Below are 18,593 nucleotides of genomic sequence, written 5' to 3' on the forward strand. Positions count from 1 at the left end.
GGGGGCAGCCTGCGGCCAGCCCCACTCCAGCCGAGGCCCAACCTTCCGCTGCCGACGTGAATGAAGCGCCCAGACCCAACCCCCGCACGAGGTCCACATGCACATCACCCAGTCGGCCATCTCCCTCAACGTGCCGGACGTTCGCGCCTCCGCCGAGTTCCTGAAACGGCACTTCGGTTTCGTGCCCGAGATGGAGTACGAGGGCGTCGCATCCCTGACGCGCGAGGACACGGGCTTCAACCTGATCTTCCTCCAGACAGGGCTGTCCACCTTCAAGCCGCCACAGATCGCCGGAAGTGCTGGGCAGGGGCTGCTGGTGGTATTCGTGGTGGACGACATTGACGCCGAGTACGCCCGACTACAGGCCGAAGGTGTGCCTGTGGTCACCCCCATCGAGACTGAGCCGTGGGGCGAGCGGTACTTTCAGGTTTCGGACCCCAACGGCGTCGTGGTGCAACTGGTGCAGTGGGTTACGCCGCCGGAAGGTGCGGAGAACGTCTAAGCGTTAACCCCGCTCCCCACGCGGCCCCGGCCACGCCCCGGTCGACCACAGCGCCCACAGCACCAGCAGCGGCTGGAAGAACAGCCGGGTCAGCCGTGCCTGGTCCGTCTCCAGCCCGAAGGCGTCCGTGCGGGTGAGGTACTGCGACACGTTGCCGGGAAAGATGGCGACGAAGAAGGCAGCCGTAATCCACCCCACCGTCCTCCGCTGGCGTGGCAGGGCAAGCAGCGCGGCCCCCAGCCCGATCTCGACCACGCCGGAGGCCAGCACCACGAAGTCCTTGTCGAGCGGCACCCAGTTCGGTACTTGGGCCTGAAATTCCCCGCGCAGGGTGGTCAGGTGCCCGGTCCCGGCTCCGATCAGCGCCAGCCCCAACAGCCAGCGGGCGACGTGGCGCGGCCAGGACAGACGGGTCACGCGGCCACGTCCACCTTGCGGCGGGGGCGGCGGGTCCGCAGCGTCTTCTCGCTTTCCAGCATCCGCTTGAGCGCGGCTTCCGAGCGGGTCAGGCCTTCCAGATCGGCCTCGGTGCGGCCCGCGCGGGGTTCGTAGTCGTCGAGCACCTTGCCTTCCTGGTAGCGGTCAAAGATCACCGGGCAGATGTAGCTGCCGCGCGTGACGGCGGGCGTGTTGCCCAGGTCAGCGGCCACGTATTTGACGCACTCCACCAGCGTCTTGCGGGCCTGCCGCTCGGACTGGGGCGCTCCGGCTTCGGCCAGAAACTCGGCGGCCACCAGCGTTCCGCCCCAGGTGCGGAAGTCCTTGGCGGTGAAGGGGCCGATCACGTCTCGCAGGTAGGCGTTGAGGTCGTGGGCGCGGACACGCGAGCGCACGTCCTCCTCCACGCTCTGGAACAGCCAGGGGCCGGGCAGTGCGAGCAGGCGCTCCATGTTCGTCGCCAGGGTGCGGTCGCGCACCGTCTTCTCCTGCAGGATGGAATGCTTGCCCTTGAACCTGAACTGCACGGCGCTGCCCTCCACCTTCACGTGCCGCTGGCGCAGGGTGGAGAGGCCGTGCGTCTTGTGGGCGCGGGCGTAGGTGTCGCTGCCCACCCGAAAATGCGCGACGTGCAGCACCCGCGTCATCACGGCGAGCACCTTGCGCCGGGGCAGCCCGGAGAGGCGCAGGTCGGCGGCCGTGACGGTGCGGAGGGTGGGCAGCGCCTCGGCAAACCGCGCCAGCCGTTGCCACTTCTTCAGCGCCCCCGCCTGCATGAAGTCGGGGTGGTAGCGGTACTGCAGCCGCCCCGCCGCGTCGCGCCCGAAGGCCTGCAACTCGGCGTCCGGGTCGGGCGAGACGTACACGTCCGTGTAGGCGGGCGGCACGGCGAGGGACGCGATGCGGGCCAGGCCTTCAGCGTCGCGGTACTCCTCCCCGTCCGGCCAGAAGTAGCGGAACTCGGTGGGCTTCTCCCCCTCCCGGCGGAGGTACTCGTCTTGCAGGATGGTGGTGCGGCTCGTCATGGGCGTCAGGATGGGCAGGCGAGGGCGGGCGTGGCTGTCCGGCAGGCTGCAATCCGGCTTGAGCCGAGCTGAAGGTGGCGGGGGAGGCTCAAACGGATTCCGTCCGATGGATGAACAGGCGGGACGGCGCCGCCTGTTCATCCATCTCCCGAAATCTGTCACCTTTCCTGCTCCCTTCCGTCGGATTTCCGGGTGCTGGGGGCACCCTTCAATCGGAATTTTTATCTCTCCTCGGCCTGCATGGGCAGTTGCCAGTCGATTGGCGTCTGTCCCGACTCCTCCAGCGCCGCGTTGACCCGCGAGAAGGGCCGCGTCCCCATGAACTTCGCCACGCTGAGGGGGCTGGGGTGGGCCGACTCGATGATGACGTGCTGGGGATTGGTGACCAGCTTCGCCTTCTTGCGGGCGTAGGCGCCCCACAGCACGAAGACCACCCGCGACTCCTTCGCGTTGACGTGGCGAATCACGGCGTCGGTGAAACTTTCCCAGCCCTTCCCCGCGTGGCTGTTGGGCTCGCCCTGGCGCACGGTGAGCACGGCGTTCAGCATCAGCACGCCCTGCTCGGCCCAGTGGCGGAGGTAGCCGTGGCGAGGCGGCTGGAAGCCCACGTCGGCCTGCAACTCCTTGTAGATGTTCGCCAGGCTGGGCGGCGGGCGCACGCCGGGCCGCACGGAGAAGGCCAGCCCGTGCGCCTGACCGGGGCCGTGGTAGGGGTCCTGCCCCAGGATGAAGACCTTCACGTCCTCCAGCGGCGTGTACCGCAGCGCATTGAACACGTCGGGCGCGGGTGGGAAGACGTTGTGGGTGCGGCGCTCCTCCACCAGAAAGTCCTTGAGCGCGTGGAAGTACGGCGCGGCGAACTCGTCATGGAGGGCCTCACGCCACGAGTCGGGCAGACCCGCCGGAACGAGGGGCTTGGGAGCTTCGGGAGTGGTGCCGAAGAGGTCGGGCTGGTCGGTCATGGGGGGCTTCCTCCGGGGGGTGGACTTGGGCGGCCGAACAGGTTTGGCAGGCAGACCCCGCGCCACCCGCTCGGCCCGCAGCACCGCCTTCTTGCGGCTGCCATGCCTGTGATAGACGCGCCGGGCCTCGGCCTCAAAGGTCGCACTCTCCCGCGCAGCATAGATTCTGGCCCGCGCGGCGGCCCCCGCCTTTCCTTCATCCACGATCGGCGGCGGGTAGCCCAGCCGGGTCGCCCCGCTCCACTCCCAGGGCGCGTGCAGGAAGTCGCCGGGCACGTCCCCCAGTTCGGGCACCCAGCGGCGGATGAACGTGCCGTCCGGGTCCTGTTCGCGGGCCTGCCGGGTCGGGGAATAGATGCGGACGCGGTTGATCCCCACCGTCGAACTCTGCATCTGCATCTGCGACCAGTGGATGCCAGGTTCGTTGTCCAGCCACTGCCGCGCCAGGAAGAGGCCCGTCGGCCGCCAGTGCAGCCACAGGTGCTGCGAGGCGAAGGAGACGAGCATCGCTCGCATCCGAAAGTTCAGCCAGCCCATCTCGTGCAACATCCGCACGCAGGCGTCCACGAGGGGATAACCCGTCTGCCCGTGCGCCCAGCGGTCGAAGAACTCCGCGTTCCAGCCGGGGTCGCCCACGTCCGGGCGCAGGCCGTCGAAGGCGCGGTTGAGGTTGCGGAACTCCATCTCCGGCTCGGATTCCAGCCGCTGGATAAAGTGACAGTGCCAGTGCAGGCGGCTCTCGAAGGAACGCAGAGACCGCACCCAGCGCTCGTCGGCGTCGGGGTCCCCCTTGACCGCCGCCAGCCGCTGCCGGGTCGCCTGCACCACCTCCCGCAGCGACACGGTGCCGAAAGCGAGGGGAGCCGAGAGCCGAGAGCAACTCTCCTCGGCGGTCAGCGGGCTGCTCATCTCGCGCATGTAGTTCACGCCGCGCACGGCCAGGAAGCTCTCCAGCGTGGCGCGGGCGACGCTCTCGCCGCCAGGCGGAATGACCTTGCCCTCCGCGGGAACGCCCAGCTCCGCGTGGGTGCAGAGGCCGCCGGGCGGGAGGCCGGTGCCCCTCAGCGCGGCGGGCACGGGCACGACCAGGGCCGACATCCGTTCCTCCCAGATGTCGGCCCAACCGTCGCGGTCACGCAGCCTCCGCACCACGCCCGTCTGCGGCAGCTCCACGAACGGCACCCCCCGCTCCCGCGCCCAGGCCCGCACCCGTCGGTCGCGCTGGAAGCTGACCATATTGCCCGTCTCCTCGTGCGCCCACAGGCCGCCGATGGGCACGAGTTCGGCCAGTTCCTCCAGCACGGCCACCGCCTCGCCGCGCCGCACCACCAGCCCCGTGCCCAGCGCCCGCAGCCGCCCATCCAGCTCGGCGAGGCACTCATTCAGGTAGGTCAGGTGGTGCCCGGCGAACTCCTCGTGGTGCAGTTGTTCCGGCTCGTAGAGGTAGAGCGGCAGCACCGGCCCCCGCGCGGCCGCCTCCGCGAGCGGCGCGTGGTCGTGCACCCTCAGGTCCTTTTTGAACCACACGACTTGAACGGGCGGGCCAGTGGGCGGACGGAGCATCTTTCCCAGTTTCCCCCACCCCGCCCACGCCGTCGGTACGCGCCCCCGCAAACAGAAAGGGACGGGCGCTCAACCCGTCCCCTGCTGGCTGTTGGCCGCTCCTACACCCCCAGTCGCCCCGCCACGGCCTTTACCACGGGCGAGCCGTCCGCCCCGTCGAAGGCGTCGATCTCCTCGATAAAGCGGTCGAACAGGTAGCGGCTGTCGTGCGGCCCCGGCGAGGCTTCCGGGTGGTACTGCACCGAGAAGACGGGGTAGCGGCTGTGCGCCATGCCCTCCAGCGTCTGATCGTTGAGGTTGACGTGCGTGGCGACGAAAGCCCCGTCGGGAATGGACTCGATATCCACCGCGTAGCCGTGGTTCTGGGAGGTGATCTCTACGTTCCCGGTGAGCAGGTTCTTGACGGGCTGGTTGCCGCCCCGGTGCCCGAACTTCATCTTGAAGGTCCGGCCACCCGCCGCGAGGCCCAGAATCTGGTGCCCCAGGCAGATGCCGAAGGTGGGCAGCAGGCCCATCAGCTCCCAGGCGGTCTTGTGCGCGTACTCCAGCGGCGCGGGGTCGCCGGGGCCGTTGGAGAGGAACAGGCCGTGCGGTTGCAGCGCCATGATCTGCGCGGGGGTGGTGTGCGCGGGCACCACGATGGGCTCGATGCCCACCTCGGCCAGCCGCTCAATGATGGTGTGTTTGATCCCGAAATCCATCAGCACAACGCGCTTGCCGTGGCGCAGGGTGGGAAAGGCGTAGGGCAGGGCGGTCGTGACTTCCTTGGTCATGTCGTGCCCGTCAATGTCCTGATGGTCGCGGGCACGCTGGACATACACCTGTTCCTCGGCGGGAGTGAACTCGCCGTAGGGGTCTTCGGGGTGGGTGTAGGAGCGGTGGGCGATCACGCCCTTGACCACGCCGCCCGACCGCAGCCGCCGCACGAGCGCCCGCGTGTCGATGCCCTGGATGGACACGACGCCGTACTGCTGCATAAAGGCTTCCAGCGACTGCTGCGCCCGGTGGTTGGAGTACTCGCCGGAGAACTCGCGGGAGATGAAGCCCCGCACGTAGGGCTTGTTGCTCTCCATGTCGTAGATGGCCACGCCGTAGTTCCCGACGTGGGGATAGGTGATGGTCACGATCTGCCCGTTGTACGAGGGATCGGTCATGATCTCCTGGTATCCGGTCATGGAGGTGTTGAACACGACCTCTCCCACCGTCTCGCCCCGGTGCCCGAAGGCGTAGCCTCGGTACACGGTGCCGTCTTCCAGCGCCAGGATGGCGCGTTCCTTGCGAATCATAGGGACCTCCATTCGCGCCTCACGGGACGCGTTTTATGGCGGAAGCAGGAGGTCGGACGCCGCCCGCTTTCAGCCACAGAGCTTATCAGGCGTGCCAGCAGCCAATCGTGCCGACCGGACCGGGCCACGTCACGCCAATTCCCTGAGCATCGCGATCTCGTTGCAATTCTCGAAAAAGGCGCAGCGCTGGCACTCCGACCACACCTTGGGATGCAGGTGGGTCTTGTCGATCCGCACGAAGCCGCACTTCTCGAAAAAGGCCTGCTGGTAGGTCCACGCGAAGAGGGCGGGGAGGTCAATGTCGCGGGCCTCGCGCTCGCAGGCTTCGACGAGCTGCTTGCCCAGCCCCCGCCCCTGCATGTGGGGATGGATGGCGAGGCCGCGCACCTCCGCGAGGTCCGGCGCGAGGAGGTGCAAGCCGCACACGCCCGCCAGGCCACCCGGCTTGTCCCCGTACGGCTCGGCCAGCACGAGGTGAAAGTCCCGGATGGTCTCGGCGAGCAGCGACCGGGACCGCACGAGCATCTGCCCCCGCGCGGCCCAGTAGCCAATCAGTTCGTGAATCGCTTCGATGTCGCCCAGCCGCGCCTTGCGGGTGACGAGCGGTGCCTGCGGGTGAATGTCGGGAACGGCGATGGAATCGAGGCTGAGAAAGGTCATGGCTGAACCTCCCCCGGCCAGCCACGAAGAGCGTGGACCGTGAAGAGGCGTGCCCCTCCCACGACCCACGCGGACGACGGCGCGGCGGGCGTTAGGCCTGCCCGACCCCCACGTCCAGCGCCCGCATCCACGTAAAGCCGCCGGGGCGCTCGCTGCGGGCGCGGTAAGCGCGGACCTGCGGGGTGTCGGGCACGTCGCCCAGCACGACCGCGAGGGGCACCTGCGTGAAGCCGAAGCTGTGCCAGTCGCCGCCCTTGCTGAACAGGTAGATGGCCCGGTCGCCCCGCGCCCTGGCATACTCCACGGCGCTCATCACCAGCCGCCGCCCCAGCCCCTGCCCCTGCGCCGAGGGGAGCACCGCCGCGCCGCGCAGCAGGGAGGCTCCCTCGCCATGCTCCAGGCCGATGGCCCCGACGGGCTTTCCGCCGCGTTCCATCACCCAGTAGGTGGTGCCCGCTTCCAGCGCGGCCTCGGTTTCCAAACCGGCTTCCTGAAAGATGCGGCAGACGGTGTCCTTGTCCTGGGGCTGCGCGAGACGAATCTGAACGCTCTGCTCGGTCATGGGTGGGTCCTCCGGAGGGGATGTCCGACCGGACGACCCAGCGGGCGTCCGGCGCGGCTGGATTGTGCGTGGGGGCAGCATAGCGCACGCCCGCGCCGCGCGAGCCCAGGACCCTCACGCCCCCCCTCCCCCGCCCAGCACGCGCTTCCAGGCCTGCTCGCGCTCGATCCAGCCTTTCAGCAGCCCGCTCTGCACCTGCGGTGTGTCCGGCAGCGCGGCGGCGATCTCGTCCGCGCCCACGGGAACGAAGCCGAAGCGCCGCCAGTAGTCCCCCGCCTCCTGCGAGAAGAGGTACACCGTCCGGTCCCCGCGCAGGCTGGCATAGGTCAGCGCCGACGCCACGAGCGCCCGCCCCAGCCCCTGCGAGCGGGCTTCCGGGAGGACGGCGGTGGACCGGATCAGGGACGCGCCTTCGCCGTGTTCCAGGCCGATGCAGCCGCCCGGCACCCCGTTGAGGTCGGCGATCCAGTAGGTGCTGCCCTCCGGCGTCACGCTGGAGGTGTGCAGGTCACAGCGGGTCAGCAGGTCCACGATGGTGGGAAAGTCGGCGGGCGCGGCCTGCCGCAGCTTGACGTGCACCGTGTCGAGGGGCGCGGGGATGTAGGTCATGGGGAAGGCCTCCTCTGGGGGCAGGAAAGGGAGATCAGACGGATTCGGCGGCTTGTGCAGCGCGGGCCGCTTCCTTGAGGAAGTACCGGAGGCCCGCCCCCGCGCTGGCGTCCGTACTCCAGCGGGGAATGACGTGCAGGTGAACGTGCGGGATGTGCTGCCCCCCGGCGGGGAGGACGTTCCAGCCCACCGTATAGCCGTCCGGCCGGATGGTGGTGTCGAGGTGCGCCCTCACCTCGGCGAGCAGGGCATGGGTGGCGGCGGTCTCCTCGGGCGTGAGGTCGAAGACTGTCTCGCAGGGGCGCTTGGTGACGATGATGCCTGAATAGGGCAATCCCTCGGCGTACTGGGGCTGAAGCTGGCTGTAGACACACAGGTCGTTCTGAATCGTCCAGCCCTCCCCGGTCAGGCGACCTGCGGCGTTGGGGACGAGGGGGTTGTCCTCCGGCTGGGCGAGGTGCTGCTGCCACTCCGCCTCCCGCTTCTTCAGCAGGGTGCCGTCCAGAGTCACCGTGACTTTCACGAGAGGGCCGCCTTCGCCGCCGCGACCGCCTCGCGCACCCGGTCCGGCGCGGTGCCGCCGAAGCTCCGGCGGGATTTCACACTCTCCTCGACGGTGAGCGAGCGGGCCACGTCCGCACTCAGGAGGGGATGGGCCGCCCGCAGCTCCCCGTCCTCCAGTTCCCACAGTTGGCGACCCGAGCGCGAGGCCAGCCCAACGAGACCGCCGACGACCTCATGCGCCTCGCGGAAAGGCACCCCCTCACGGGCCAGGAAATCTGCGAGATCGGTCGCGGTGGAAAAGCCCCGACCCGCCGCCGCCTTCGTCACGTCCGCGTGCCAGACGGATTTGGGCAGCATGTCGGCGTAGAGCCGCAGCACGATGGAGAGGGTGTCGTAGGAGTCGAACACACCCTCCTTGTCCTCCTGAAGGTCCTTGTTGTAGGCCAGCGGCGTGCCCTTCACGACCGTCAGCAGGCCCATCAGGTTGCCGAACAGCCGCCCCGCCTTGCCCCGCGCGAGTTCGGCCACGTCGGGGTTTTTCTTCTGGGGCATGATGGAGCTGCCCGTCGTGTGCGAGTCCGGCAGCGTCAGGAAGCCGAACTCGAAGGTGGAATAGAGGATCAACTCTTCGCTGAGGCGCGAGAGGTGCGCTCCCAAGATCGCCGCCGCCGACAGAAACTCCAGCGCGAAATCCCGGCTGCCCACCCCGTCGAGGGAGTTGGCGGTGGGCCGCGCGAAGCCCAGCGCCCCCGCCGTCGCGTGCCGGTCGATCGGCCAGGGCGTTCCGGCCAGCGCAGAAGACCCCAGCGGCGACTCGTCCATCCGCTCGGCGGCGCCCCTGAAGCGCCCCTCGTCACGCTCCAGCATGGCGGCGTAGGCCATGAACCAGTGCGAAAGAAGGATGGGCTGCGCGACCTGAAGGTGCGTGTAGCCGGGCAGAATGACGGCCTCTCCCCCGTCCGAGGTCAGGTGATTTTCAGCCTCTGCCACCATCACGGCCCGCAGCGCCCGCGTCTTATCGGCGAGGTCGAGCGCGGCTTCCTTTGTGAACAGGCGGAAATCGACCGCCACCTGATCGTTGCGGGAGCGGGCGGTGTGCAGCTTCCCCGCCACCGGGCCGATGCGGTCGCGCAGGGCGGCTTCCACGTTCATATGAACGTCCTCGCGGTCGAGCCGCCATTCGAAGGCCCCGGCGCGGACCTCGGCCAGGATGCCCTGCAAGCCCTCCTGAATTTGCGCGACGTCTTCCGCCGTCAGGATGCCCACCTGCCCCAGCATCGCCACATGGGCGAGCGAGCCGCGAATGTCCTGCTCGGCGAGGCGCTGGTCGAAAGGCACGGAGGCGTTGAACAGCTCGACGAGGCCGTCAGTGGCTTCGGCGAAGCGGCCGCCCCAGAGTTTGGATTCTTGTTGAGATTGAGTCATGCATCGTCCTTGCGGGCGGGAGAAGTTAGGGAAGCGTCAGCACGCGCAACAGTGCCCAGGCCAGGTACAGCACGGTCAGCACGGCTCCGACAATAAAAACGCCGCGCCACAGGGACGGGGAGCAGGGTGCGACTGATCACCGGACCTCCCTGACCAGCACCACCGGCGGTGGACTCGCCGGATTCGCGTGGGCGTATGCGGCCCCCTCGTCCACCCGGTAGCCCAGGCGCTCGTAGAAGGGGACGACTTCGAGGTTGTACTGGCTGACGGCCAGCAACACGCGGGCGTAGCCGTCCTGCGCCGCGATCTCCTCCACCGCCCGCACCAGCGCGAGGCCGAGGCCCTGCCCACGCACGTCGGGGAGGGTCGCCAATTTGTTAAGGGTCAACGTCTCCGGTCCATCCGGGCGCCAGCCCACGCAGCCCACCGCCCGCTCCCCGTCCCAGGCGAGGAAGCCCCCGCCCTGGCCCAGGCTCCAGGCCACGTCCTCTGGCCGGGTGCGGCTCCAACTGGAGCGTGGGTCCATCCCGGCGGCCATCATGACCGCGTGGAAGGCGGCGGCGTCGGCGGGGGTCGCGGGGCGAATCATGCGGGCGGCTCCAGGGTCAGGCGCAGCTCGGGGTGGGTGGACTCCACGAAGCCCAGCCGCTCGTAGATCCGGCGGCCCATCGGCGCGGCGTTGAGGGTAACCTGCCGCAGCCCCCGTGCCCGGACCTCCTCCAGCACAGCTTCCATCAAGGCTTCAGCCAGTCCCTGGCGGCGGTGGACACGGTCCACCGAGACGTTCAGGACGTGGACTTTCTGGGTCGCGGGATCAGCGGTGGTGGGCATCTTGGGAAAGACCATCAGCCCCGCGCCGCCCACCACCGTTCCCTCCCACTCGGCCAGCACGCCTACGTACTCGCCGGATGCGAGCGCCCCGCGCAGCCAGTCGGTCCAGAGGGGCACTTCCGGGGCGGCGGCCTCCGGGGTCAGGGTGCCCATGTCCACGAACATCTGCGCCCGCTGCCGGGCGACGGCGGGCGCGTCGGCGGGGGTGGCCCGGCGCAGCGCGTAGCCCGGTGGCTGGGAACCCTGGGGCGCGGTCATCTCAGACCCGCTCGACTTCCTGTTGCCCGGCCTTGGCCTCGACCCGCGCCTGCACCCGCATCCGCAGGGCGTTCAGCTTGATAAAGGCCCCCGCGTCGTGCTGGTTGTAGTCGCCGCCTGCCTCGAAGGACACGAGGTCCTTGTCGTACAGGCTCCGAGGAGCCCTGCGGCCCACCACGGTGCAGTTGCCCTTGTACAGCTTCAGGCGGGCGGTGCCCGTCACGCTGCGGGCCACGTGGTCGATGTAGACCTGGAGGGCCTCGCGCTCGGGAGCGAACCAGAAGCCGTTGTAGACAAGTTCGGCGTACTTGGGCGCCAGGGCGTCGCGCTGGTGCAGCACCTCGCGGTCGAGGGTCAAGCTCTCCACCGCGCGGCGGGCGTGGTAGAGCAGCGTGCCGCCGGGCGTCTCGTACACGCCGCGCGACTTCATCCCCACGAAACGGTTTTCCACGAGGTCAATGCGGCCCACCCCATGCTTTCCACCGAGTTCGTTGGCCTTCTGCAGCAGGGCGGCGGGGCTGAGGCGCTCGCCGCCAATCGCCACCGCGTCCCCATTCTCGAACTCGACCTCCACGTATTCGGGCTGGTCAGGCGCGTCTTCCGGGCTGACGGTGAGCTTGAACATGTGCGCGGGCGGCTCGTTCCAGGGGTCTTCTAGAATCCCGCCCTCGAAGGAGATGTGCAGCAGGTTGGCGTCCATGCTCCAGGGGTCCTTCTGGGTGGTGGGCACCGGGATGCCGTGCTCGCGGGCGAAGGCTTCGAGGTCGGCGCGGCCCTGGAAGTCCCAGTCGCGCCAGGGGGCCACCGTCACGATGTCGGGCTTGAGCGCGTAGGCCGTCATCTCGAAGCGCACCTGATCGTTGCCCTTGCCCGTCGCCCCGTGCGAGACGGCGACCGCGCCCTCCTGCCCGGCGATCTCGACCATCTTCTTGGCGATCAGGGGCCGGGCAATCGAGGTGCCCAGCAGGTAGTAACCCTCATACAGCGCCGAGGAGCGGAACATCGGGAACACGTAGTCGCGCACGAACTCCTCGCGCAGGTCGAGGGCGTAGGCGGCCACGGCGCCCGTGTTCAGCGCCTTGACCCGCGCTTCCTCGACCTCGTCCCCCTGCCCGAGGTCGGCAGTAAAGGCCACCACGTCGTAGCCGCGCTCGGTTTGCAGCCACTTCAGGATGATGGAGGTATCCAGCCCGCCCGAGTAGGCGAGGACAATCTTGGGTCGGTCGGCTTGGGTCATGGGTCGATTCTCTCCTGTGCGGGGCAAGGCCACACGACCCCCCGGCGCGTGAGCCCCCGGCCTGTCCAGAAAGGAAGGCCGGGCGGTCAGCGTCGGGGGGTCAGGATGGGCATAGGGTGTATGGATATACGCAAAAAGCGTATAGCTATTCAGGAGGGTAGCAGCCGGGGGCGCCGAACGCAAGGGTACCCACGAAAAACCCCAGCCACCGAGGGCTGGGGCTGGGGGTGAGATGTGACTCAGCGCAGGTTGTAGTTCAGGCCCAGCCGCACGCCCGCGCCGAAGCCGAAGCCTGACCCCCCCGTCGACACGCCGATGGTCGGGCCGACATTCCCTTCCACGAACACGCTGAAAGGTTGGGCCACGTTGTAGCGCAGCCCGCCCAGCACGTGCGGGTAGGCCGAGACGCCAACGACCGAGCCGACCGCCGCGCCCGCCCCCAGGCCAAAGCCGTAGTAAGGCTCGAGGCCGCCGAAGCTTTGTCCACTGATGTTCTGGAGGTACGCCACCTCGCCGCCCACGCGGAAGGCCCCCGCAAACAGCCCGGTGGTGCTGAGGTTCAGGCCGTAGCGCACCGCCGAGTTGGCGGTCAGGTCGGTCTGGTAGTGCAGACCTGTGGTCGTGCCGATGTGTCCACCAATCGAGTCGGCGGCGGCCGTCGAGACGGCGCCCAGCGCCAGGAGTCCAAGCATCGTCTTCTTCATGGGTTCAGCTTAGGCGGCGGCTCCCGTCCGGCACACCCCGCAAAATCTTTAGGAAGGTGCCGGGGCTATCCTCATGCCCGTGCCTCCTTTCCTGCGCGGCCTGGGCCTGGGGCTGTCCCTGATCGTCGCCATTGGACCGCAGAACGCCTTCGTGCTGCGCCAGGGGCTGACCCGGCGGCACGCGCTGCTGGCCGCGCTGGCCTGTTCGCTGTGCGACACCCTGCTCACGGCGGTCGGGGTGCTGGGGGTGGGGGCGCTGCTGGCGCGGTCCCCGGCGCTGGTGACCCTGGGGACGCTGGCGGGCGCCGCCTTTTTGCTGTGGTACGGGTGGCGCTCCTTCCGCTCGGCCCAGCATCCGGCAACGCTGGATACCGGGGGGCAGGCTGCGCCGACCCCGGCCACCGTGATCGCTACCGCCGCCGCCTTCAGTCTCCTCAATCCGCACGCGATTCTCGACACGGTGGTGCTCATCGGCGGGGCCAGCGCGGGATTGGGCGACCGGGCACGGCTGGCCTTTCTGGGGGGCGCGGTCGCTGCCTCGTGGCTGTGGTTTTTCGCGTTGGCGCTGCTCGCGGGCCGCCTCGCGGGGCTGATGCGCTCGGCGCGGGCGTGGCAGGTGCTGGACGTGCTGATCGGGCTGCTGATGTGGGCGATTGCGGGGGGATTGGTCGCCAGCCTGCTTCATCGGTAGAACTGCATAACCTTGCAGCTACCTTCGCCTCCCATCCGTGCCATACTCCCTTTCTGGAATGCCCAAGCGCACTGACCTCCAGACCATCCTGATTCTCGGCAGCGGCCCCATTCAGATCGGGCAGGCGGCCGAGTTCGACTATTCGGGCACGCAGGCGCTCAAGGCGCTGAAAAAAGAAGGCTACCGGCTCGTGCTGGTGAACTCCAACCCGGCGACGATCATGACCGACCCCGATCTCGCCGACGCCACCTACCTGGAGCCGCTGACGCCCGAGTTCGTCCGCAAGGTCATCGAGAAGGAGCGCCCTGACGCCCTGCTCCCCACCCTGGGCGGGCAGACAGCGCTGAACCTGGCGATGGACCTCAACGCCAACGGCACCCTCGCCGAGTTCGGCGTGGAACTCATCGGCGCCAACGCCGAGGCCATCCACAAGGGCGAGGACCGCGAGGCGTTCCAGGCCGCGATGAAGAAGATCGGCGTGGAGACGGCACGCGGGAAGATGGTGCATTCGATGGAGGAGGCCGTCGAGTACCAGAAGGAACTCGGCCTCCCCATCGTCATCCGGCCCTCCTTCACGCTGGGCGGCACGGGCGGCGGCATCGCGCACACCTACGAGGACTTCCTGAAGATCACCGAGGGCGGCCTGCGCGACTCGCCGGTCCATTCGGTGCTGCTGGAAGAATCTATCCTGGGCTGGAAGGAGTACGAGCTGGAGGTGATGCGCGACCACGCCGACACGGTGGTCATCATCACCTCCATCGAGAACTTCGACCCGATGGGCGTGCATACCGGCGACTCGATCACGGTGGCCCCGGCGCAGACCCTCAGCGACGTGGAGTACCAGCGGTTGCGGGATCAGTCGCTCGCCATCATCCGCGAGATCGGGGTGGACACGGGCGGCTCCAACATCCAGTTCGCGGTGAACCCCGACAACGGGCGCGTCATCGTGATCGAGATGAACCCGCGCGTCAGCCGCTCCTCGGCGCTGGCGAGCAAGGCGACCGGCTTCCCCATCGCCAAGATCGCCGCCCTGCTCGCGGTGGGCTACCACCTCGACGAGCTGCCGAACGACATCACCCGCGTCACCCCCGCCGCCTTCGAGCCCACCATCGACTACGTGGTGACGAAGATTCCGCGCTTCGCCTTCGAGAAGTTCCCCGGCACCCCCGACGCGCTGGGCACCCAGATGCGCTCCGTGGGCGAGGTCATGGCGATTGGCCGCACCTTCAAGGAGAGCGTGCAGAAGGCGCTGCGGAGCATCGAGTCGGACGTGCGCGGGGCGTTCGCCGCCATGTCCGACGACGACTTACGCGGCCTGCTGTACGGCAACCCGCGCCGATTAGAAGCCGTGCTGGAATTGCTGCGGCGGGGCGAGGGTGTCTCGGCCCTCCACGACGCGACGAAGATCGACCGCTGGTTCCTGGGGCAGCTTCAGGAGATTGTGGACGCCGAGAAGGAGATCGCGGACCTCGGCCCTATCCAGGGTTGGAAGTACGAAATCTGGCGCGAGGTCAAGCGGCTGGGCTTCTCCGACGCGCGGCTGGGCGAACTCGTGGGGCTGAGCGAGTTGGAGGTGCGCGGGCTTCGCAAGGCCGCCAAAGCCACCCCGGTCTACAAGACGGTGGACACCTGCGCCGCCGAGTTCGAGGCGTACACGCCCTACCACTACTCGACCTACGAGTGGGAGGACGAGGTGACGCCGACCGACAAGCCCAAGGTCGTGATCCTGGGCAGCGGCCCCAACCGCATCGGGCAGGGGGTGGAGTTCGACTACGCGACCGTCCACGCCGTCTGGGCGCTTCAGGAGGCGGGCTACGAGACGATCATGGTCAACTCCAACCCGGAGACGGTCAGCACCGACTACGACACCGCCGACCGCCTGTACTTCGAGCCGCTGACCTTCGAGGACGTGATGAACATCGTCGAGCACGAGAAGCCCGTCGGCGTGATCGTGCAGCTCGGCGGGCAGACGCCCCTCAAGCTGGCGCGGCGGCTGGCGGACGCGGGCGCCCCCATCATCGGCACCAGCCCCGAGACGATCCACGAGGCGGAGGACCGCGCGAGCTTCAACGCCCTGTGCGAGCGGCTGGGGCTGCCGCAGCCGAGGGGCAAGGTGGCCGAGACGCCCGCGCAGGCCCGCGAACTCGCCGCCGAACTCGGCTTCCCCCTCATGGCCCGGCCCTCCTACGTGCTGGGGGGCCGCGCGATGCGGACGGTGCGGAGCATGGAGGAGCTGACGACCTACCTGGACGAGGTGTACGCCGCCGTCGAGGGGCAGCCGTCCATCCTGCTCGACCAGTTTCTGGAGGGCGCCCTGGAACTCGACGTGGACACCCTCTGCGACGGGGAGCGGGCGGTCGTGGCGGGGGTCATGGAGCACGTCGAGGCCGCCGGGGTCCACTCGGGCGACTCCGCGTGCGTGCTGCCCCCGGTGAACCTCTCCCCCGAACTGATGGCGCGGGTGAAGGCCGACACGGAACGCCTCGCCCTGGAGCTGGGCGTGCGGGGGCTGATGAACGTGCAGTGGGCGGTGAAGGACAGCGTGGCGTACATCCTGGAGGCCAACCCGCGTGCCAGCCGCACCGTGCCCTTCGTCTCCAAGGCGGTGAACCACCCGCTCGCCAAGAGTGCGGCGCGGATCGCCGTGGGGCAGACGCTGGAACAGATCGGCTTCACCGAGACGCCCACGCCCCCCATGTACTCAGTGAAGGAGGTCCACCTGCCCTTCCTGAAGTTCAAGGGGGTGCTGCCCGTCCTCGGCCCGGAGATGAAGAGCACGGGTGAGAGCATGGGCATCGACACGGACCCGTACCTCGCCTTCTACCGCGCGGAGCTGGGGGCCAAGAGCAACCTGCCGCTGTCGGGCACGGCGCTCCTCCTCGGGGACGGTCTGGACGGGGTGGCCGCCACGCTGGAGGGCGCGGGGCTGCGGGTGATCCGCGAGCAGGAAGGCGACACGCTGCCCGACCTCCTCATCGACGTGACCGCCTCGCCGCTCCTCCGCACCGCCCTGGAACGCGGCAAGCCCATCGTCAGCACCCGCGAAGGCGCCGAGTGGACCGCCAGGGCGATAGGAGCGGTGAAGGGGAAGGAGTTGGGGGTGCGGAGCTTGCAGGAGTGGCAGAAGTTGGAAGCTGTGGCTAACTGAATGGTGGTTTCTTTGAACGATGACTTTTATGTTCGTTACCTCAGCATTCTCCGCATGGCGAGAGAGGCCGGAATAAACAGCATCAACTTTTCACCCCGTTTGATTCACGAAGGGAAGGCAAAGCCGTCAGATGTCAAGAGGTTTGTGGCAGCTTGTCATAGAGGCTTTCAAAAAGCTCAAGATGCCGTTGTAAAAGAGTTGACGAATTTATCGTCTACAGAGGAGCTGCCAGAGGATGAAAAGGGTTATAGAGAAATACTTTTAAGAAAGGTAATAGATCATATTGCCTTCACAATGTTACAGGGGAAAGTGCATGTACAGAGAAGAATAGGTTATCTTGACGAGATACCCTCGATTGATTTATCTACTGTATATGTAGCTCAGAAAGAAGCGAATAATCATAATGAGATGTCACGCTCAAGCTTCTCACTTCTAGCGGACCTAAGTACATTTATACATGTTTGCGATATTTTGAAAATTGAAACCCAACCGGAGAAAAAAATTTCATATATTGAATTGAAGAGTGGAAAAACAAACGAATTTTTGATGGATAGAATCAAGAACATAGAATTGAAGGATGAATCTATAGATATAATTGAAAAAGATCTAACACTTACGGTGAAGCAGAGAAAGCAAGCGAAAAGAATGCTGCGACAAAAAATTAGGATCGCCAATGTAGAAGAGGTTATTTCCACTGATTCAGGCATCGATTTAGGAACACGAAAACCAATTAGATTGTCGAAAGACTACGTAAATGTGGACGACTTTGGTGGCGTTCTCCAAGAATTAATTGATGTAGCGGTTGAAAAATCCCTATCATCTCACACGGTAGACCGTTGCCTACATCTCGCCGTTGGCTATAGTGAATCGATAGAGGAGGCACGTAAGCTCGCTGCCCTAGCCTTGCAAACCCAAGTAGCTCTTGCACGAGCGGGCGCTGATGAACGAGAAAGAGAAGTTATTGAAGAGATTAACAGAAAGATTGCAGAGGGGAAGTCTCTTACGCTAACTAATCTATTCAAAACCAATCTAATTAGCGTCCCATCTGAACCATTCACAACATGGCCTGTATCTATAAACAACCTTAAACATATAATAGAGGGCAAGGCAATTATATACATAGCATTTGATCTGCCACTCTTTCTTGCCTTAGCAAAATCCATGAACATAGAGCTATCACTTGCCTCTCGCAGCGCAACAACAAAAGTAATAGAGCAATATGGCTCCAGCAATGTACCCCGATGGGATAATAGGGGGATTGAGTTTAAAAGTATTAATGGCAGACCAGTGAATAGCTTTCTATTATCCGGTTTCATAGGTCGCTTTTTTGTAAATCTAACAACTCCATCATCATTCTTACAAGGTCTCAAAGAGTCAAGCCTACTAATGTAATACCAGGACTTGCTTTTGTTTGACAAAAACCAGGAACTGCCTCGCCCCAGCACAGGCCGCAGCCCCAGACAGTGGGGTTGGGCGGGGTGGGGTGGGGAGGGGATAGAACGGCCCATCTCCCGTTCAGCCCTCCGACTCCCCCTCACGGTTCTACACAACCTCTTGTGTAAGCATAGGGTATGGCGACGAACCTGCAAATCGACCCGGAACTGCTGGAGCGTGCCCTCAAGGTGGGCGGGCACCGCACCAAACGGGAGACGGTGAACGAGGCTCTGGCCGAGTACATCCGCCACCGCGAGCAGCGCAAGGTGCTTGAGCTGTTCGGCACCATCGACATGGACAGCGAAGAGGAGATGCGGGCACAGCGCAAACGCTCGTGAGCGGCCTCGTCATCGTGGACACGGACGTGTGGTCGGAGGGGTTTCGCAAGCGCGTCGGCGACCCCTCTGCCGAACGCCTGTTCCTGGCCGAACTGGTGGAGGCCGGGCGGGTGCAAATGCTGGGATGCATCCGTCAGGAGGTCTTGCAAGGCATTCGTGACCGGGCGCAGTTCGAGCGTACCCGGACGGCCCTGCAAGCCTTCGAGGACCGGGCACCGAGGGCGGCGGAGTACGAGTTGGCGGCAGAGTTCTTCAACACCTGCCGGGGCAAGGGCATTCAGGGGAGCAGCACGGATTTCCTGATTGCCGCTTGCAGCGTGGCCTGGGGAATGCCCCTATTGACGAAGGACAAGGATTTCCAGCGGTACGCCGAGCACATCCCACTGCGGTTGGTCCGGGTTTAGCCTTCCCCCAGC

Annotated in this window: 19 protein-coding genes; 6 read left to right on the forward strand and 13 right to left on the reverse strand. The window is 66.4% G+C overall.

Annotation, left to right across the window (positions count from 1 at the left end; all coding sequences use genetic code 11):
* Window positions 1–97 precede the first annotated feature (97 nt).
* Window positions 98–502, forward strand: coding sequence for a VOC family protein (locus L1280_RS06475; protein ID WP_253581285.1), 405 nt, complete (start codon window positions 98–100; stop codon window positions 500–502).
* Between the two features lie 3 nt (window positions 503–505).
* Here L1280_RS06475 and L1280_RS06480 read toward each other — a convergent pair whose 3' ends face one another.
* From L1280_RS06480 to L1280_RS06540, 13 genes are all read right to left on the reverse strand, one after another.
* Window positions 506–919: a hypothetical protein gene (locus tag L1280_RS06480; RefSeq protein ID WP_253581286.1), complete on the reverse strand. Its 414-nt coding sequence runs from the start codon at window positions 917–919 to the stop codon at window positions 506–508.
* Window positions 916–1,965, reverse strand: coding sequence for a DNA topoisomerase IB (locus L1280_RS06485; protein WP_253581287.1), 1,050 nt, complete (start codon window positions 1,963–1,965; stop codon window positions 916–918). Before L1280_RS06485 ends, L1280_RS06480 begins: the two co-directional genes overlap by 4 nt.
* 221 nt (window positions 1,966–2,186) lie before the next feature.
* On the reverse strand, window positions 2,187–4,490 hold the full coding sequence (locus L1280_RS06490; RefSeq protein ID WP_253581288.1) for a uracil-DNA glycosylase: 2,304 nt from the start codon (window positions 4,488–4,490) through the stop codon (window positions 2,187–2,189).
* Window positions 4,491–4,591: 101 nt separating this feature from the next.
* Window positions 4,592–5,776: a glutamine-hydrolyzing carbamoyl-phosphate synthase small subunit gene (gene carA, locus L1280_RS06495; RefSeq protein ID WP_253581289.1), complete on the reverse strand. Its 1,185-nt coding sequence runs from the start codon at window positions 5,774–5,776 to the stop codon at window positions 4,592–4,594.
* 129 nt (window positions 5,777–5,905) lie between these two features.
* Complete coding sequence (locus tag L1280_RS06500; RefSeq protein ID WP_253581290.1) at window positions 5,906–6,436, reverse strand: N-acetyltransferase; 531 nt, start codon at window positions 6,434–6,436, stop codon at window positions 5,906–5,908.
* Between the two features lie 91 nt (window positions 6,437–6,527).
* Window positions 6,528–6,998, reverse strand: a complete 471-nt coding sequence (locus tag L1280_RS06505) for a GNAT family N-acetyltransferase (RefSeq protein WP_253581291.1) — start codon at window positions 6,996–6,998, stop codon at window positions 6,528–6,530.
* A 114-nt stretch (window positions 6,999–7,112) separates the two neighbouring features.
* Window positions 7,113–7,607 carry a GNAT family N-acetyltransferase gene (locus L1280_RS06510; protein WP_253581292.1) on the reverse strand — a complete coding sequence of 165 codons (495 nt, stop codon included), beginning with the start codon at window positions 7,605–7,607 and terminating at the stop codon, window positions 7,113–7,115.
* 34 nt (window positions 7,608–7,641) lie between these two features.
* Window positions 7,642–8,130 carry an HIT domain-containing protein gene (locus L1280_RS06515; protein ID WP_253581293.1) on the reverse strand — a complete coding sequence of 163 codons (489 nt, stop codon included), beginning with the start codon at window positions 8,128–8,130 and terminating at the stop codon, window positions 7,642–7,644.
* The gene (gene argH / locus L1280_RS06520; RefSeq protein WP_253581294.1) at window positions 8,127–9,536 is read right to left on the reverse strand and encodes an argininosuccinate lyase; all 1,410 of its coding nucleotides are present in this window, start codon (window positions 9,534–9,536) and stop codon (window positions 8,127–8,129) included. The genes L1280_RS06515 and argH overlap by 4 nt, the downstream gene beginning before the upstream one ends.
* A 136-nt stretch (window positions 9,537–9,672) precedes the next feature.
* The gene (locus L1280_RS06525) at window positions 9,673–10,125 is read right to left on the reverse strand and encodes a GNAT family N-acetyltransferase (protein WP_253581295.1); all 453 of its coding nucleotides are present in this window, start codon (window positions 10,123–10,125) and stop codon (window positions 9,673–9,675) included.
* On the reverse strand, window positions 10,122–10,625 hold the full coding sequence (locus tag L1280_RS06530; protein WP_253581296.1) for a GNAT family N-acetyltransferase: 504 nt from the start codon (window positions 10,623–10,625) through the stop codon (window positions 10,122–10,124). Before L1280_RS06530 ends, L1280_RS06525 begins: the two co-directional genes overlap by 4 nt.
* A gap of 1 nt (window position 10,626) precedes the next feature.
* Window positions 10,627–11,862 carry an argininosuccinate synthase gene (locus tag L1280_RS06535; RefSeq protein WP_253581297.1) on the reverse strand — a complete coding sequence of 412 codons (1,236 nt, stop codon included), beginning with the start codon at window positions 11,860–11,862 and terminating at the stop codon, window positions 10,627–10,629.
* A 239-nt stretch (window positions 11,863–12,101) separates the two neighbouring features.
* Window positions 12,102–12,566 (reverse strand): hypothetical protein, encoded by a 465-nt coding sequence (locus tag L1280_RS06540; protein ID WP_253581298.1) that lies wholly within the window; start codon window positions 12,564–12,566, stop codon window positions 12,102–12,104.
* Window positions 12,567–12,639: 73 nt separating this feature from the next.
* On the opposite strand from L1280_RS06540, the gene L1280_RS06545 reads away from it, so the two are divergent.
* The 5 genes from L1280_RS06545 to L1280_RS06565 all read left to right on the forward strand — a co-directional run bounded on the left by L1280_RS06545 (window position 12,640) and on the right by L1280_RS06565 (window position 18,581).
* Window positions 12,640–13,257: a LysE/ArgO family amino acid transporter gene (locus L1280_RS06545; RefSeq protein ID WP_253581299.1), complete on the forward strand. Its 618-nt coding sequence runs from the start codon at window positions 12,640–12,642 to the stop codon at window positions 13,255–13,257.
* Between the two features lie 58 nt (window positions 13,258–13,315).
* Window positions 13,316–16,405 (forward strand): carbamoyl-phosphate synthase large subunit, encoded by a 3,090-nt coding sequence (gene carB / locus L1280_RS06550; RefSeq protein WP_253581300.1) that lies wholly within the window; start codon window positions 13,316–13,318, stop codon window positions 16,403–16,405.
* 54 nt (window positions 16,406–16,459) lie between these two features.
* On the forward strand, window positions 16,460–17,797 hold the full coding sequence (locus tag L1280_RS06555) for a hypothetical protein (protein WP_253581301.1): 1,338 nt from the start codon (window positions 16,460–16,462) through the stop codon (window positions 17,795–17,797).
* A 179-nt stretch (window positions 17,798–17,976) separates the two neighbouring features.
* Window positions 17,977–18,177 (forward strand): type II toxin-antitoxin system VapB family antitoxin, encoded by a 201-nt coding sequence (locus L1280_RS06560; RefSeq protein ID WP_253581302.1) that lies wholly within the window; start codon window positions 17,977–17,979, stop codon window positions 18,175–18,177.
* Window positions 18,174–18,581: a PIN domain-containing protein gene (locus tag L1280_RS06565; protein ID WP_253581303.1), complete on the forward strand. Its 408-nt coding sequence runs from the start codon at window positions 18,174–18,176 to the stop codon at window positions 18,579–18,581. The genes L1280_RS06560 and L1280_RS06565 overlap by 4 nt, the downstream gene beginning before the upstream one ends.
* The last annotated feature ends 12 nt before the right edge of the window (window positions 18,582–18,593 follow it).

The organism is Deinococcus sp. HSC-46F16 (assembly GCF_024171495.1).
GTDB lineage: Bacteria > Deinococcota > Deinococci > Deinococcales > Deinococcaceae > Deinococcus.